General features: G+C 69.8%; 15 protein-coding genes. 12 read left to right on the forward strand and 3 right to left on the reverse strand.

Annotated features, from left to right (window positions below):
• Positions 1–300: 300 nt before the first annotated feature.
• A complete protein-coding gene (locus AB0H36_RS02085; RefSeq protein ID WP_360514930.1) occupies positions 301–1,146 on the reverse strand; it encodes an SMP-30/gluconolactonase/LRE family protein in 846 nt (281 codons plus the stop codon).
• Between the two features lie 78 nt (positions 1,147–1,224).
• On the opposite strand from AB0H36_RS02085, the gene purD reads away from it, so the two are divergent.
• From purD to AB0H36_RS02120, 7 genes are read left to right on the forward strand one after another with little or no spacing between them, the layout of a single operon-like run.
• Positions 1,225–2,502: a phosphoribosylamine--glycine ligase gene (gene purD / locus AB0H36_RS02090; RefSeq protein ID WP_360514932.1), complete on the forward strand. Its 1,278-nt coding sequence runs from the start codon at positions 1,225–1,227 to the stop codon at positions 2,500–2,502.
• A 7-nt stretch (positions 2,503–2,509) separates the two neighbouring features.
• Complete coding sequence (locus tag AB0H36_RS02095) at positions 2,510–3,262, forward strand: class I SAM-dependent methyltransferase (protein WP_360514935.1); 753 nt, start codon at positions 2,510–2,512, stop codon at positions 3,260–3,262.
• Between the two features lie 36 nt (positions 3,263–3,298).
• Complete coding sequence (locus AB0H36_RS02100) at positions 3,299–3,793, forward strand: SigE family RNA polymerase sigma factor (RefSeq protein WP_360514938.1); 495 nt, start codon at positions 3,299–3,301, stop codon at positions 3,791–3,793.
• Positions 3,786–4,334 (forward strand): hypothetical protein, encoded by a 549-nt coding sequence (locus AB0H36_RS02105; protein WP_360514941.1) that lies wholly within the window; start codon positions 3,786–3,788, stop codon positions 4,332–4,334. The genes AB0H36_RS02100 and AB0H36_RS02105 overlap by 8 nt, the downstream gene beginning before the upstream one ends.
• A gap of 12 nt (positions 4,335–4,346) precedes the next feature.
• On the forward strand, positions 4,347–5,792 hold the full coding sequence (purB, locus tag AB0H36_RS02110) for an adenylosuccinate lyase (protein ID WP_360514944.1): 1,446 nt from the start codon (positions 4,347–4,349) through the stop codon (positions 5,790–5,792).
• A gap of 3 nt (positions 5,793–5,795) precedes the next feature.
• Positions 5,796–6,152, forward strand: a complete 357-nt coding sequence (locus tag AB0H36_RS02115; protein WP_360514947.1) for a hypothetical protein — start codon at positions 5,796–5,798, stop codon at positions 6,150–6,152.
• Position 6,153: 1 nt separating this feature from the next.
• The gene (locus AB0H36_RS02120) at positions 6,154–6,570 is read left to right on the forward strand and encodes a hypothetical protein (protein WP_360514950.1); all 417 of its coding nucleotides are present in this window, start codon (positions 6,154–6,156) and stop codon (positions 6,568–6,570) included.
• Here the strand turns inward: AB0H36_RS02120 and AB0H36_RS02125 are convergent.
• Positions 6,529–7,932: a hypothetical protein gene (locus AB0H36_RS02125; RefSeq protein WP_360514953.1), complete on the reverse strand. Its 1,404-nt coding sequence runs from the start codon at positions 7,930–7,932 to the stop codon at positions 6,529–6,531. The genes AB0H36_RS02120 and AB0H36_RS02125 overlap by 42 nt on opposite strands.
• Before the next feature lie 144 nt (positions 7,933–8,076).
• On the opposite strand from AB0H36_RS02125, the gene AB0H36_RS02130 reads away from it, so the two are divergent.
• The 3 genes from AB0H36_RS02130 (at position 8,077) to AB0H36_RS02140 (ending at position 13,045) form a co-directional block, all read left to right on the forward strand.
• Complete coding sequence (locus AB0H36_RS02130; RefSeq protein ID WP_360514956.1) at positions 8,077–9,309, forward strand: bifunctional glycosyltransferase family 2/GtrA family protein; 1,233 nt, start codon at positions 8,077–8,079, stop codon at positions 9,307–9,309.
• Between the two features lies 1 nt (position 9,310).
• Positions 9,311–11,449 carry a glycosyltransferase family 39 protein gene (locus AB0H36_RS02135; RefSeq protein WP_360514959.1) on the forward strand — a complete coding sequence of 713 codons (2,139 nt, stop codon included), beginning with the start codon at positions 9,311–9,313 and terminating at the stop codon, positions 11,447–11,449.
• A gap of 1,173 nt (positions 11,450–12,622) precedes the next feature.
• Positions 12,623–13,045: a hypothetical protein gene (locus AB0H36_RS02140; protein ID WP_360514962.1), complete on the forward strand. Its 423-nt coding sequence runs from the start codon at positions 12,623–12,625 to the stop codon at positions 13,043–13,045.
• Here AB0H36_RS02140 and AB0H36_RS02145 read toward each other — a convergent pair.
• On the reverse strand, positions 13,029–13,613 hold the full coding sequence (locus AB0H36_RS02145) for a TetR family transcriptional regulator (RefSeq protein ID WP_360514965.1): 585 nt from the start codon (positions 13,611–13,613) through the stop codon (positions 13,029–13,031). The genes AB0H36_RS02140 and AB0H36_RS02145 overlap by 17 nt on opposite strands.
• 68 nt (positions 13,614–13,681) lie before the next feature.
• Between AB0H36_RS02145 and AB0H36_RS02150 the strand changes: the two genes are divergently transcribed.
• Positions 13,682–14,785 (forward strand): FAD-dependent monooxygenase, encoded by a 1,104-nt coding sequence (locus tag AB0H36_RS02150; RefSeq protein WP_360514968.1) that lies wholly within the window; start codon positions 13,682–13,684, stop codon positions 14,783–14,785.
• Positions 14,782–15,648: a phosphoribosylaminoimidazolesuccinocarboxamide synthase gene (locus AB0H36_RS02155; RefSeq protein WP_360514971.1), complete on the forward strand. Its 867-nt coding sequence runs from the start codon at positions 14,782–14,784 to the stop codon at positions 15,646–15,648. Before AB0H36_RS02150 ends, AB0H36_RS02155 begins: the two co-directional genes overlap by 4 nt.
• Positions 15,649–15,725: the final 77 nt, after the last annotated feature.

Raw genomic sequence — 15,725 nt, forward strand, 5'->3', positions numbered from 1 at the left:
GGCCCTGCTGGTTGGCGTCGTACTCGCAGGTTCCGTGTCAAGCCGCCGAACGGCTCCACCACGGTCGAGTTCCGCCACCTGCAGAAGTGGCTCCCGCCGCACCCCTGCTCCAACCCGTACTTCACCGGTCAGACCTGCATCACGCAGTTCGAGCAGTGGTGGGACGACAACCAGCACCCGTACTCGCTCCAGCTCTCCCGCACCATCGAGATCGCCCGCAGCCTGGGCATGGCGTTCACCAACCGCACCACAGTCCCCGTCACCTGGAACGCCGACGCCCGCTACTACTGGCACTACTGATCACGGCCAGCCTGCCTTTGGGGTGGGTACGGCGTGGGTCAGCAGGCGGCCTGTGGGCGTGGAGAGGAGCCGGTCGAGGTTGGCGTCGAAGGACTCCTGCATGTGCCAGTCGGCGGTGAGCATGTAGAGCGTGCCGTCGCCCAGCGTGCAGGCGAAGCCGGCGTGCTCCAGCGGCACGGTTTCGAGGATTTCGCCGCCTTCTGCGATGCGCAGGCAGGCCGACTCGCCCTGTTCGGTCCAGCCGGGGGTCCAAATGGCGCCTGACTCGTCCATGCACATGCCGTCGCCGGGGTGGGGTGCCCAGACGCGGCGGTTGGAGAGGCTGCCGTCGTCGGCGATGTCGTACGCCGTCAGCACGCCGCCGAACGACTCCGCGATGATCAGCGTCGAGTTGTCCGGCGTGATCACCATGCCGTTGGGGAATGCGAGCTCGTTCGCCACCCGCCGTACCGCGCCGTCCGGGGTGACGAGCAGGATGAAGCCCGGCCGTTCACCAGAGGCCGGCTCGAAATCGCAGCCGCCGTTGACGTAGATGTTGCCGCGCCCGTCGACGACGATCTCGTTCAGGCCGCCGTGCGACGACAGGTCCGCATGCGTCACCAGGTCACCAGAGGCCTCCTGCCGCAGCAGCAGCCCCTCTGGTCCCGCCACCACCAGCAGACGCCCGTCCGGCAACCAGTCGATCGAGAACGGGATCGTGGTCGGCACCCGCACCATCACCTCCCGCTTCCCGTCCGCGTCGACGGTGAGCACCTCCTGAGCGCCCCAGTTGGAACACCAGAACCGCCCGTCGTGCCAACGTGCCGACTCTCCGATCATGAGCCCGGTCAGCAGTACCTCAGTCATCACAACTCCTTCCGTCTTATCCACTACACGAACGGCGAATGTGTAGATCGACAGCCCGGTGCCCTAGGCTGATGGCCCGTGAAGGTTTTGGTGGTCGGCTCCGGTGGCCGGGAGCACGCGTTGGTCTGGGCGTTGGCCCAGGACTCAGAGGTCGAGCAGGTCGTGGCGGCGCCGGGCAACCCCGGTATCGCGGTGTTGCGGCCGGCCTACGACGGGCAAACGATCGTTTGCCGGCCGGTGGACATCACCGACCACGATGCGGTCGTCGCGCTGGCCAGGGAGATGGCCGCCGACCTGGTCGTGGTCGGGCCGGAGGCGCCGTTGGTGGCCGGGCTGGCCGACCCGCTGCGTGAGGCCGGGATCGCGGTCTTCGGCCCGTCCAAGGACGCCGCCCAGATCGAGGGCTCGAAGGCGTTCGCCAAGGACGTGATGGCTGCCGCGAGCGTGCCGACCGGCCGGGCCTACGTGTGTACGACGCCCGAGGAAGCCGCCGAGGCGATCGACGCGTTCGGGCCGCCGTACGTGGTCAAGGACGACGGTCTCGCGGCCGGCAAGGGTGTCGTCGTCACCTCCGACCGGGACGAGGCGCTCGCGCACGCTGCCGGGTGTGAGCAGGTGCTGATCGAGGAGTTCCTGGACGGCCCGGAGGTGTCGCTGTTCGCGATCACCGACGGTACGACGGTGCTGCCGATGCAGCCGGCGCAGGACTTCAAACGCCTTGCGGACAACGACGAAGGCCCGAATACCGGCGGCATGGGCGCCTACACACCGTTGCCCTGGGCACCGGAAGACCTGGTCGAGGAGATCACCGAGAAGGTGCTCCAGCCGACCGTCGACGAGCTGCGGCGCCGCGGCATGCCGTTCAGCGGCCTGCTGTACGCCGGTCTGGCGCTGACGTCGCGCGGTGTCCGGGTGATCGAGTTCAACGCCCGCTTCGGCGACCCGGAGACGCAGGCGCTGCTGCCGTTGCTGAAGACCCCGCTGGGCGGCCTGCTGTACGCCGCCGCGACCGGCAAGCTCGCCGATCACGAGCGGCTGGGCTGGAAGAACGCCGCCGCGGTGACGGTCGTGGTCGCCGCGAAGAAGTACCCGGCCAGCCCGCGCAAGGGCGACGTGATCGCCGGCATCGACCAGGCCGAGGTGGACGACGTCCGCGTCTTCCACGCCGGTACGGCGGTCGAGGACGACGAGCTCGTCACGTCGGGCGGCCGCGTGCTGGCCGTCAGCGCCACCGGCAAGGACCTCGACGAGGCCCGCCAGCGCGCCTATGCGGCCGTCGGCCAGATCCGCATCAAGGGCTCCCAGCACCGCACCGACATCGCCCTCAAAGCCTCCCGCGGCGAGGTCACCGTCTAGGAGGAACATGGCGTCGTTCGAGGAACTCGTCGCCGAGGGTGACGCGGTCCCGACCGAAGGCTGGGACTTCAGCTGGTTCGACGGACGGGCGACCGAAGAGCGTCCGTCTTGGGGCTACCAGCGCCTGATGGGCGAGCGGATGGCCGCGGCCGAGGCCGCCTTGGACATCCAGACCGGTGGCGGGGAAGTCCTGGCCGGGGTGCCACGCCGTGCGCCGCTCTGTGTCGCCACCGAGGCCTGGCCGCCCAACATCGCGAAGGCGACCGCGCTGCTGCATCCACTGGGCACGGTCGTCGTCGCCGATCCCGAAGAACCGCCGCTCCCGTTCGCTGACGGCGCGTTCGACCTGGTGGTCAGCAGGCACCCGGTCAGGTCCTACTTCGACGAGATCGCCCGGGTACTCCGCCCCGGCGGCACGTACTTCGCTCAGCACATCGGACACCGCACCGTCGTCGAACTCACCGAGTACTTCCTCGGTCCGCAGCCCGACACCGACGGTCCACGCCCGGAGCGCGAGCGGGTCCAGGCGGAAGCGGCGGGGCTGGAGATCGTCGACGTACGCTCGGAACGGCTCCGCATGGAGTTCTACGACATCGCCGCCGTCGTCCATTTCCTCCGCAAGGTCATCTGGATCGTCCCCGGCTTCACGTCCGCGGCCTACCTGCCCCGCCTCCGCGAACTCCACGACCAGATCCAGTCCGACGGACCCTTCGTCACCCACAGCACCCGGACCCTCTTCGAGGCCCGCAAACCGGTCTGACGGAACCGCGGCCGCCGTCCCGGTGTGTACTGAGGTATGGGGACGGCGGACAGCGACGGACTGCGGGAGTTCTACTCCGCGCAGCAGCCTCGGTTGGTCGGCGTGATCTCGTTGCTGACCGGGTCGCGCGCCGAGGCCGAGGACATCGTCCAGGAGGCGTTCGTCCGGCTGGTGCCACGCTGGGCCAAGGTCTCTCGGTACGACGCACCAGAGGCCTGGGTGCGCCTGGTCGCCGTACGGCTGGCTGCCAATCGGCACCGGGACCGCAACCGGCTCAGCGGGCTGTTCCACCGGCTACCGCGCGAGCACGCCGAGCCTGATCCGGCGGAGCGGTACGGCGGCGACCTGGAGCAGACGCTGGCCGGCCTGCCGATGCCGACGAGACAGGTCGTTGTCCTCTACTACGTGTGTGATCTGAGCGTCGCGCAGGTGGCTGACACCCTCGGGATCGCCGAGGGCACCGTGAAGTCGCGGCTGGCCCGGGGCCGGGAGGCGCTGAGCGCGACGTTGAGGAGTGAGGACCATGCCTGATCTGAAGCAGGAGCTCCAGGTGCTCGCCGACCGCCGGTCCGCCGAGTCGAGTGCGGACTTCGACCGAGTGCTCGCCACGGCTGCCGCCAGGCGGCGTCGGCGGGGGTGGTCCGCGGCGGCGGCCGCGGTTGTCGGGGCGGTGGTCGTCGCCGGGGTGGTGCCGTGGGATCGGACCGAGAAGGTGGCTGAGAATCCTCCGAGTCATCCGGGTGGGGTCACCATCACGCCGGCCACTGCACGCCCCGGGCAGCGGCTTGCACTGACCTTTCCCGCAGAGCCGTCGCGTGGTCTCGGATTCGACCTGGCGCCGGCGGCCGAGCCTACGCGCGTTCTCTACTACCTGGGGTCGGATCGCATCGGTGGCACGCCCTCGTGGGTGCCTGCCGCCGGACGTGACGGGATCGGCGGGCCGGAACCTGGCATCGGCGGACCCGGCCCTGATCATGTCGTCGTGCCGGATACCACCCCGGACGGCACGTATCTGCTCTGTACGGCGAATGGACTCGAGCGGGTCTGTGGACTGCTGACCGTGAGGCGTTGAGGTTCTGGGAGAATGGGCGTCGTGTCGAGCTCGAGCAAGCCCCGGATTCCCAACGTTCTCGCGTCGCGTTACGCCAGTCTGTCGATGGCTCAGCTGTGGTCGCCGGAGCACAAGATCGTGCTCGAGCGGCGACTCTGGGTGGCGGTGCTGAAGGCTCAGAAGGAGCTCGGCGTCGCGGTGCCGGACGGGGTGGTCGAGGACTACGAGCGGGTGGTCGACCAGGTCGACCTCGAGTCGATCGCGGCCCGCGAGCGGGTCACCCGGCACGACGTGAAGGCGCGGATCGAGGAGTTCAGCGCGCTCGCCGGGCACGAGCACATCCACAAGGGCATGACCAGCCGCGACCTGACCGAGAACGTCGAGCAGCTGCAGATCCGGGCCGGCCTCGAGCTCGTCCGCGATCGCGCCGTCGCCACCGCCGTACGGCTGGGCCAGAAGGCGGCCGACCACGCGGCGCTGGTGCTGACCGGCCGGTCGCACAACGTCGCGGCGCAGGCGACCACGCTGGGCAAGCGGTTCGCGTCTGCAGCGGACGAGCTGCTGGTGGCGATCGCCCGGATCGAGGAGCTGATCGAGCGGTACCCGCTGCGCGGCATCAAGGGCCCGGTCGGTACGTCGCAGGACATGCTCGACCTGTTCGGCGGCGACCCGGCCAAGCTGGCGCAGTTGGAGAGCGGGATCGCCGAGCACCTCGGCTTCAGCCGGACGCTGACGAGTGTCGGCCAGGTCTACCCGCGCTCGCTCGACTACGACGTCGTCTCGGCGCTGGTCCAGCTCGCGGCGGGACCGTCGAGCCTGGCGACCACGATCCGGCTGATGGCCGGGCACGAGCTCGTCACCGAGGGGTTCAAGGAGGGCCAGGTCGGGTCCTCGGCGATGCCGCACAAGATGAACACCCGGTCGTGCGAGCGGGTGAACGGCCTCGCGGTGATCCTCCGCGGGTACGCCTCGATGGCCGGCGAGCTGGCCGGCAACCAGTGGAACGAGGGCGACGTCTTCTGCTCCGTCGTACGGCGGGTCGCGCTGCCGGACGCGTTCTTCGCGCTGGACGGACTGTTCGAGACCTTCCTCACCGTGCTGGACGAGTTCGGGGTCTACCCGGCCGTGGTCAGCCGGGAGCTGGAGCGGTACCTGCCGTTCCTGACCACGACCAAGGTGCTGATGGCCGCGGTCAAGAACGGCGTCGGCCGGGAGACCGCGCACGAGGTGATCAAGGAGCACGCGGTCGCCACCGCCCTCGACCTGCGCAAGGGCCTGGCGGCGAACGACCTGTTCCACCGGCTCGGGTCGGACGGCCGGCTCGGCCTCACTAAGGAGCAGATCGTCGGCATCGTCGGCGAGCCGCTGTCCTTCACCGGCGCGGCCGTCGACCAGGTGAACACCGTGGTCGCGAGGATCGACGAGCTCGCCAAGCGCCACCCCGAGGCCGCCGCCTACACCCCGGGTGACATCCTCTAGTCCGTGTTCGAACCGCTGACCTGGGCGCTGGTCGCCCTCTCGCTGGTCGCGATGGTGTTCGCCATCGTGCTGGCTGCGCGCGACAAGCGGATCAACTGGACGCTGCTGGCGATCCTCGGCGTCATCGAGGTCGGGCTGCTGGCGCAGCTCGTGATCGGCATCGTCCAGTTGGCCGGCACCGACCGGGACGTCTCCGGTGTCTTCTTCGTCGGCTACCTGATCGGCGGGCTGATCGTGCTGCCGCTGGGCGCGCTGTGGGCGTTGGCGGAGAGCAGTCGCTGGGGCGCGGGCGCGTTGGCGTTCGCCTGCCTGGTGATCCCGGTGGTCGAACAGCGCCTGCACGTGATCTGGACCACCTGACATGACCGACGCAGCGGCGACCAGGCACGGCCCGGGCCGGATCCTGATCCTGGTGTACGGCGTTTTCGCGCTGTCGGCGACCGCCCGGGCCGGCGTGCAGATCGCCACCCAGTTCGACGAGGCCCCGATCGCGTACGTCCTGTCGGCCGTTGCCGCGGTCATCTACTGTGCCGCGACCTTCGCGTTGGCCAAGGCGACCAAGGTGTCCCGCCGGGTCGCGCTGGTCGCGATCCTGATCGAGCTCGTCGGCGTGATCGCGGTCGGCGCGTTCAGCTACGCCGTACCGGAGGACTTCCCGGACGCGACGGTGTGGTCGCACTTCGGCCAGGGGTACGGCTTCGTCCCGCTGGTCCTTCCCGTGCTCGGACTGCTGTGGCTACGCCGTACTCGGGAGCAGCTTCCAGCGAAGAGCGCGTAGCAGCGTTTGCGGGCGGGCCAGTGCGCTCGGGTGGTCGAGCATCGTCGTCACCCGGTTGAACTGGACGTTGACGTGGGGGTCGCCGGCCGCGGCCTGGAAGACCAGGCCCGAGATCGCCTTCACCAGGCGATAACCGCGTGGGTACGGCCCGTGGACGTGCGGTAGCGCGAGATCGGCGAACGTCGACACCTGCCAGGCTGCGTCGACCACGACCCGTACGTCGTCGAAGTACGCACGAGCGGGTTCGTCGAGCGGCGGATCGGAGCGCAGGTACGCCGACAGGCACGAGGCATGGAGGGCCGCCGACGTCATCCCTTGCCCGTAGACCGGGTTGAACGACGCCACCGCGTCCCCGGCGACGATCAGGCCGGCCGGGATGCGCTCCAGCTGGTCGTAGTCGCGGCGCCGGCTGTCCGCCTGGTGGTAGGTCACCACCTCGCCGATCAGCTCGCCGTGGTCGGCGATCTGCCCGAACGCGGGCGGGAAGTCGTCCCGGCAGCGCTTCCGGAAGTCCTCGAGGTCGCGGGTCGGCCGGTCGTCGGCGTACCCGGCCACGAGCACCAGCCAGCGGTCGCCCTCGACCGCCAGGACGCCGCCCTGCCGCGGTGGCTGGCCGCTGCCGGGCTGGTTCTGGGCGATCGAGATCCCGATGTCGGAGATGTCCGGGTCCTGCTTGAACAGCGCGCTCGCGTAGTTGAGCTTGATCGGCATCCGCCGCATCGGCGGCTGCGGCCAGCCGGCGGCCTTCAGCCAGTCGCTCAGCCGGCTCGACCGTCCGGTCGCGTCGACGATCAGGTCGGCAGCTTCGGTGACGAGTTCTGCTCCCTCGCCGGTCGGCTGATACCGGACCGCGCCGGCCCGGTCGCCGGTGAACTCGATGCCGTCGGCCCGTCCGTGCACGAGCTTGATGTTGCCGATCGCAAGCGTCCGGCGCCGTACCAGGGACTCCAGGAACGGCCGGGTGCTCACCAGGGAGATGCCGAGCGAGCCGCCCGGGGGCAGCGGGCGGAGGTCGCCGTTCACGTAGTTCCGGATCGCCTCCGGGTCCGGATTCGTCGCGCCGGCGGCGAGCGCCTCGGCGGTGAAGTCCGGGAACCAGCGGTCGAGTTGGGTGTTGCCCGCCGGCAGCAGCGCGTGCACCTGACTTCCCTGCGGTACGCCGGGCCGCGGTGAGGTGGACGCCTCGGTCGGGTCCCGCTCGATCACCAGCACCTCGTCGGCGTGCTCGCTGAGCACCCGCGCGGCCATCAGGCCGGCCATGCTCGCGCCGAGCACGATCGCGCGCTTCATCAGCACTCTGGCGTCCGACGGCCGCTCGGCGGTGGCGATCCGGGCGAAACGTTGAGCAGCGGACACGGCCATGACCGACCCCCAGAGCAGTGATGACGGAGCCTCAACTCTATTTCGGAGCACGGCGGTCCGCGGATGGGCGCATGTCGCCGACTCCCAGGAAACTGCCAGGCCGGCGCAGGGGCCGGCTCAGGTTCGCCGGACAGCATCAGTGGCATGCAGATTTCAGGTCATCCTCGGGTCGAGATCGTCGTACCCGTCAAGAACGAGGAAAACGACCTCGGTCCGAACATCAGGCGGCTGCGTGAGTTCCTGGACACCGCCTTCCCGTTTCCGGCCGAGGTCTGCATCGCGGACAACGGAAGCACCGACGCGACCTATGAGATCGGCGCCCTGCTGGCCCTCGAGCTGGACGGGGTCCGGATCGTCCGGCTCGAGCAGTCCGGCCGCGGCCGCGCGCTGAAGAAGGTCTGGTCCGAGAGCACCGCCGACGTGCTCGCCTACATGGACGTCGACCTGTCCACCAACCTGAACGCGTTGCTGCCGTTGGTGGCGCCGCTGTTCGCCGGCCACAGCGACGTTGCCATCGGCACCCGGTTGTCGAACGGATCCCGGGTGGTCCGGCGGCCGAAACGGGAGTTCATCTCCCGGTCGTACAACTTGTTGCTGCGGGCAACGTTGAGTGCGCACTTCTCCGATGCCCAGTGCGGGTTCAAGGCGATCCGCGCCGACGTGGCGCAGCAGTTGCTGCCGCTGATCGAGGACACCAGTTGGTTCTTCGACACCGAGCTTCTGGTGCTGGCCGAGAAGGCCGGGCTGCGGATCCACGAGGTGCCGGTGGACTGGGTGGACGACCTTGACTCACGGGTCGCGATCGCCAGGACGGTCGGCGAGGATCTGCGGGGGATCTCGCGGCTGATGCGGACTCTCGGCCGCGGCCAGGTCGACCTCGAGCCGGTCCGCCAGGCGTTCGGCCGGCCCCGGATCCTGGATCCCCGGACGGCGCTGGCCGCGCGAGTGCTGCGGTTCTGCGCGATCGGGGTGGTGAGCACGGCGGCGTACGCACTGCTCTATCTCGTGCTGCGGCAGGGCATGCCGGCCCAGGTGGCGAACGTGCTCGCGCTGCTGATCACAGCCGTCGGCAACACCGCGCTCAACCGCCGGGTCACCTTCGGCGTGCGCGGTGTGGAGAACCGCTGGCGGCATCAGCTCCGCGGACTCGTCACCTTCGGCATCGGCTGGACGTTGACGGCGTCCTCGCTGTGGCTGCTACATACCGCGGTCGCCGGACCGCACCAGGCGGTGGAGATCACCGTTCTCACCCTCGCGAACCTGGCCGCGACCGTGGTCCGGTTCAGCCTCTTCCAGACGTGGGTCTTCGACGACGACGCCCCCACTTTGCCAACCTTCGAACCGCCGGCGGTTCTCGACCAGACCCGGAGCAACTGACATGGTCACGATCACCAATCCCGTCGAGGCGACATCGCGCCGGGCCGGACCACGTGCGGTCAGCACGACGTACTCCATCGGCCGGGGCAAGATCCTGTACGGCGGCCTGCTGGTCCTGACCGCGATCGCCTATCTCTGGGGGCTGTCCAAGAACGGCTACGCCAACGAGTACTACGCGGCCGCGGTGCAGGCCGGCTCGACGAGTTGGAAGGCCTGGTTCTTCGGGTCGCTCGACGCATCCAGCTTCATCACCGTCGACAAGACACCGGCGTCGCTGTGGGTGATGGGCCTGTCCGGGCGGATCTTCGGCTTCGGCATCTGGAGCATGTTGATCCCACAGGCGCTGATGGGCGTCGCGAGCGTCGGCTTCGTCTATGTGTCGGTACGGCGCTGGTTCTCGGCCCACGCGGCCCTGCTGGCCGGCGCGATCCTTGCGCTGACGCCGGTCGCCGTACTGATGTTCCGGTTCAACAACCCGGACGCGCTGCTGATCCTGCTGCTCTGCGCCGGTGCGTGGGCGGTGACCCGGGCGATCGACTCGGAGAAGCACGCTGCCCGGTGGATGATGCTGGCGGGCGCATTCGTGGGCTTCGGGTTCCTGACGAAGATGCTGCAGGCGTTCCTGATTCTGCCGGCGTTCGGCCTGGCGTACCTGATCGCCGGGAAGCCGGCGCTCGGGAAGCGGATCGTGCACAGTGTGCTGGCGTTGGTCTCGCTGATCGTGAGCGCCGGTTGGTGGATCGCGATCGTCGAGTTGATGCCGGCGTCGGCTCGGCCGTACATCGGTGGGTCGCAGAACAACAGCATTCTCGAGCTGACGTTGGGGTACAACGGGCTCGGGCGGTTGAACGGGAACGAGACCGGGTCGGTCGGCGGCGGCACCGGCGGCGCGGGGTGGGGTGGCGCGACCGGGCTGCAGCGGCTGTTCGGTGGTGAGTTCGCCTCGCAGATCGCGTGGTTGCTGCCGGCGGCGCTGCTTGCGACGATCGTGCTGGTCGTTGCCTCGGGCAAGGCTGCGCGGACGGACAAGACGCGGGCGTTCGCCGTACTGTGGGGTGGTTGGCTGGTTGTGACCGGGCTGACGTTCAGCTACATGCAGGGGATCATCCACAGCTACTACATGATCGCGCTGGCGCCGGCGATCGGGGCCCTGGTCGGGGCCGCGATGTCGGTGCTGTGGCGGCGGCGGTCGGAATGGTTGCCGCGAGCAACTCTTGCGGGTGGGGCGTTGCTGACCGGTGGGTGGGGGTTCGCCCTCCTGAACGAGACGCCTTCGTGGCATCCGTGGTTGCGATGGCTCGTGCTGCTGACCGGCGTACTCGGGGCGGGTCTGGTGATGATCCTGCCGGAGCTGGGACTGCACCGTACGGCGGCCCGGCGGGCCGGGCTTTTCGCGGCGACGCTGCTCGCGGTGAGCGCGCTGGCCGGACCGACGGCGTACTCGGTCAACACGATCAACACCTCCCACGCCGGCGCACTACCGTCGGCGGGACCGTCGAGTGGCGGCATGGGCGGCGGCCCTGGCGGTGGGATGGGCCGGATGGGCACACCCCCTGGTCAGAACGGCAACGGCTTCGGCGGTCCCGGGAACGGGACGACAGGCAACGGGACGACGGGTAACGGGACCACGGGTAACGGGACGACTGGCGACCGGACGACCGGGGTGCCGGGAACGACGGGTAACGGGACCACGGGTAACGGGACGACCGGGGTGCCGGGGACGACGGGGAACGGGAATGGCGGCACTGGTCGTGGGACCGGTGGGGTCGGTGGGTTCCTCGGCGGGGGCGGGATCAGTGGAGTGTCAAGCGAGCTGATCACGCTGCTGCAGAACGGCGCCGACGGGTACACCTGGGCGGCCGCAGCAGTCACCGCGAACGGCGCCGCACCACTGCAGATCGCCTCCGGCGAACCCATCATGGCGATCGGCGGCTTCAACGGCACCGACCCGGCGCCGTCCCTGGCCGAGTTCAAGGAATTAGTTGCCCAAGGCAAGACCCACTACTTCATCGGCGGAGGCGGCGGCTTCGGCGGCGGCCGCAACGGCACCTCCAACGAGATCGCCACCTGGGTAGCCGAAACCTTCCAGTCCCAAACCGTAGGCAACACCACCATCTACGACCTCACCACCACCAGCTGAACCGGAGCGCAACTATGACCCAAAACACCAACCCTCCAAGCCCCGACGACCCCACCCACCGCTTCACCAACCACCCGACAGCCCCCACACCCAGCACCCACCAGCCTGTCTCCGCACCAAGCACCCATCCGGCTGTCTCTGAACCAAGCAGCCGCCCGGGTGTTCCCGCGCCAAGCACCCGCCCGGGTACGCCGGGCCCGAGCATGGAGCCCGGTACGTCGGCTACTCCCGGGCCGCACCTGGTCGGGCCGGGACGGCCGGGCGGGTCAGTTGGGGCGCCGGCGTCGGGCACTGCGAACACGCCCGGCCCGCAGTCGGTTGGCCCGGGCGTGCCTGGCGCGTCTGCCGGAGCGCAGACGCCGGGTCCCGGCGTACGGCCTGGCGCGCAGGGTGCTGCGGGCCCGCACCTGGCTGGACCGGCGCTCCCCGGCGCATCAGCCGCCGGAGCGCAGACCCCGGCCACCGAGGCGCAGTACCAAGCCGTCCGCACCGCCAACACATCCGGCGCCGACGACACGGCCGCCCTCCCCAGCACGTCGGCTGCCGAAGCAGCCGGCGCGCCAAACACACCAGCCTCGGGGGCCGCCGCGGGCGGTGCGGGGGCGTACGGCGGGGTGTATGGGGCTCCGGGGGTTGGGGAGCAGGGGGATGGGATGGGCGGGAATCGGCCTAGCAATCTGGTGTTGGCTGGGGCGGGGGGTTTGTTGGCTGTGTTGGCGTTTCTTGGGGGTGCTGCGGTTGGGCATGCGTGGGATGGGTTCGATAGTCAGCAGAATCAGTTTGGTGGGCCTGGTGGAGGTGGGCGACAGTTCCCTGGGCAGCAAGGGCAGCAAGGGCAGGCGCCTGGGCAGGGGACCTTCCCGGGACAAGGGCAGCAGGGGCAAGGACAGGGAACCGTGCCCGGGCAGGGGACTCAGCCTGGGAACGGTACTGGTGACGGCTCGGGGCAGGCGCAGACGAGCTGAGCTGGAACGAGCAGCCTGGTCGGGCGCGTGAGGGCGGACACCCTGGCCTGCCAGGTGAACCGCCCCCGGCCGGGCCTCGCAGGGTGCCGGTGGGGGTGGTGGTCCGGCCCAACTGGGAGGGGCTTTCGGTTGGGTCGGGTGGCGTGACTGTCGGTTGCGACACGCGGGGACGGTTGGGGGTGGGGGGTGGTGGGGTAAGGATCGGGAGGTGGAATGGTCGAACGTCACCTGGTTCCTGACCGCCCTGGGTGCGGTCGTCGTACTGCTGACGCGCGTCCGCCTCGGCGGAACCGTTGTCGATGGCACCGGTCATGGCGCCGGCCGGCACGGCTACCCCGCCGTCCTGCTGCGCCTGCACACGGTTGTCGGCGTGTTCACGCTGCTCGGCTGGGTCGTTGCCTTGGTCACCGGTCGGCAGGCGATCGCGCTGGTGATCCTGGCCGGGTGGTGGTTGCTGACCCTGCTTGGACTGTTGCTCCTGGCCCGTTGGCTGCCCAGCGGCGGCCGGCACTCCGAGGACACGAAGGGCGACGCGTGGGGTTCCGGCGCCGGCCTGTCCGTGCTCGGCCACGTCGGCATGCTGCTCGGCGTCTGCTACTTCACCTTCATCACGGTCACCGACCGGCTCTGAGCCCGTCCAGCAGTGCAATGACCGAGCGCCGTACGCCGGTCTCGAAATCCTCCTGCAACATCATGGCCCCGGCGCCGGCCACGCGGTCGTACAGCAGGCCGTCCAGCATCGCCGCGGCGGGCCAGGCCGCCGCAGCAGGATTCGGTACGCCGAGCCCGTCCAGCAACTGCGCCAGCATCGCCCGCAACTGCTGTCCCCCTGCGACGATCGCGGCCCGCAGCTCCGGCTGACGACTGGCCTCGAGCGACAACTCGTACCGCGCGACCAAGTCGTCCGGCCGGTCCCGCGCCAGGCCGACGACCATCTCGATCAGCAGGTCGATCGGCGACGTCCCCGCGTCGAAGCTCGGTGACGCGGCCAGATCGCGGGCGAGCATCCGGTTCACGCAGGCGGACAGCAGCGCATTCCGGGTCCGGAGATAGTACGACGTCGAGCCCGGCGGCAGACCGGCTTCCGTGTCGACCGCGCGGTGGGTGAGCCCGCGCAGGCCGCGGGTCGCGACCAGATGGATCGCGGCGTCGGCGATCGCGTCCCGCCGATCCGCGCCGAGCGGCACCTGCTTCGTCACGGCGGTCAGTCTCCCATCTCCGAGGTAAGCACTTCTCAACCAGCCTCTACAGATGTAGAGTCTAGGTCATGAGTACGGCGATCGTGGTGGGAGCGGGGATCGGCGGGGTCACGGCGGCCGTCGCGCTGGAGCGGTGCGGATGGCAGGTCACGGTGCTGGAGCGGGCACCGGAGTTGGGGGAGGTGGGCGCCGGGATCTCGGTCTGGCCGGCGGCGGTCGCCGTACTGGAGGAGCTCGGGGTGAAGGGCGTCGAGAAGGCCGCGGTGGAGTCCAACCCGGCCGGGATGCGCAAACCCGGCGGTCAGTGGGTGGTGGAGGCGGCCGATCTCGGGGTCGAGCTGCCGGTGATGATCCACCGCGCGCAGCTGCACGAGCTGATCACGGACCAGTTCGGGCCCGGGATCACGGTCCGGACCGGCTACACCGTCATGAAACTTACGCAGGACGAGAGCGGCGTGACGATCAACGACGAGCTGCAGGCCGACCTGGTGGTCGCGGCCGACGGAATCCGCAGCGTGATCCGGCAGGCGCTGTACCCGGAGTTCAAGGGACCGCAGTACTCCGGCTACACGGCGTACCGGGGGATTGCCGACGTGCGGATCGACGACGGTGGTGGCGAGACTTGGGGCCGTGGGCAACGGTTCGGGTTCGCGCGGCTGATCGACGGGCGGATCTACTGGTACGCGACGGCCAACCAGCCGGCCGGCCAGGGTGGCGACCACGCGACGGCGACCAGGGACTTCGGCAGCTGGCACGACCCGATCCCGGCGATCCTCGCGGGGACGCCGCCGGAAGCCCTTCTGCAGAACGACATCTACGACCTGGCGACGCCACTCGTCCCGTTCGTGCGCGGTCGCGTCGTACTGCTGGGTGACGCCGCCCACGCGATGACGCCGAACCTCGGCCGCGGCGCCTGCTCGGCGATCGAGGACGCCGGCGCGCTGGCGAAGCACCTGGCCGAGCCTGGTGACCTGGGTACGGCGCTGGCGGCGTACGACCGGGATCGCCGGCCCGCGACCACGAAGCTGGTCAAGCGGTCCCGCGGCGTCGGACGGCTGGGTCAGGTGGAGAACCGGGTGGTGTGCGCGATCCGGGACGGACTGCTCGCACTCAGTGGCAAGGTGGTGGCCCTGCGGGCGCGGAGGCGGCGGATGGAAGAATCGGGGGCGTGACCACAGCCCCTGAGATCCCCGGCGCCAAGCACATCCACTCCGGCAAGGTCCGGGACCTGTACGAGCTGGACTCCGGCGAGTTGCTGATGGTCGCCAGCGACCGGCAGAGCGCGTTCGACTGGGTGCTGGAGACGCCGATCCCGGACAAGGGCAAAGTGCTCACCGCGATGAGCCTGTGGTGGTTCGAGGTGCTCGGGGTGCCGAACCACATCCTGTCCACCGATGTGCCGGCCGAGGTCGCGGGGCGTGCGGTGGTCTGCGAGAAGCTCGCGATGATCCCGGTCGAGTGCGTGGCGCGCGGGTACCTGAGCGGCTCCGGCCTGCTCGACTACAACGCGACCGGCAGCGTGTGCGGGATCCCGCTGAAGCCGGGTCTGGTCGAGGGGTCGCGGCTGGACGAGCCGATCTTCACCCCCGCGACGAAGGCCGAGCTGGGCGAGCACGACGAGAACGTGTCGTACGACGATGTGGTCGCGACCGTCGGCGCGGAGACGGCGGCCGCGTTGCGGCACACCACGCTGGACATCTACACCCGGGCGCACGCGATGGCGGCGGAGCGCGGGATCATCGTGGCGGACACGAAGTTCGAGTTCGGGACCCGGGCGGACGGGACGATCGTGCTGGCCGACGAGGTGCTGACGCCGGACTCGAGCCGGTTCTGGCCGGCCGACCAGTGGGAGCCGGGGCGGCAGCAGCCGTCGCTGGACAAGCAGATCATCCGCGACTGGCTCCAGTTCGACTCCGGCTGGGACCGCACGTCGGGTGACGCCCCGCCGCCCCTGTCCGACGAGGTGGTCGAGCGCACCCGCGCTGCCTACATCAACGCCTACGAGCAGCTCACCGGGCGCACGTTTGGTGGGTGAGGCGGACCGCCAGGCCATCACAACGAAGCCCTGAGGTCCGGCGCTCGCGGAGAGCGCCGTCTGGCGTTCAATTGTGA

Source organism: Kribbella sp. NPDC050820 (genome assembly GCF_040653975.1).
Classification (GTDB): Bacteria; Actinomycetota; Actinomycetes; order Propionibacteriales; family Kribbellaceae; genus Kribbella.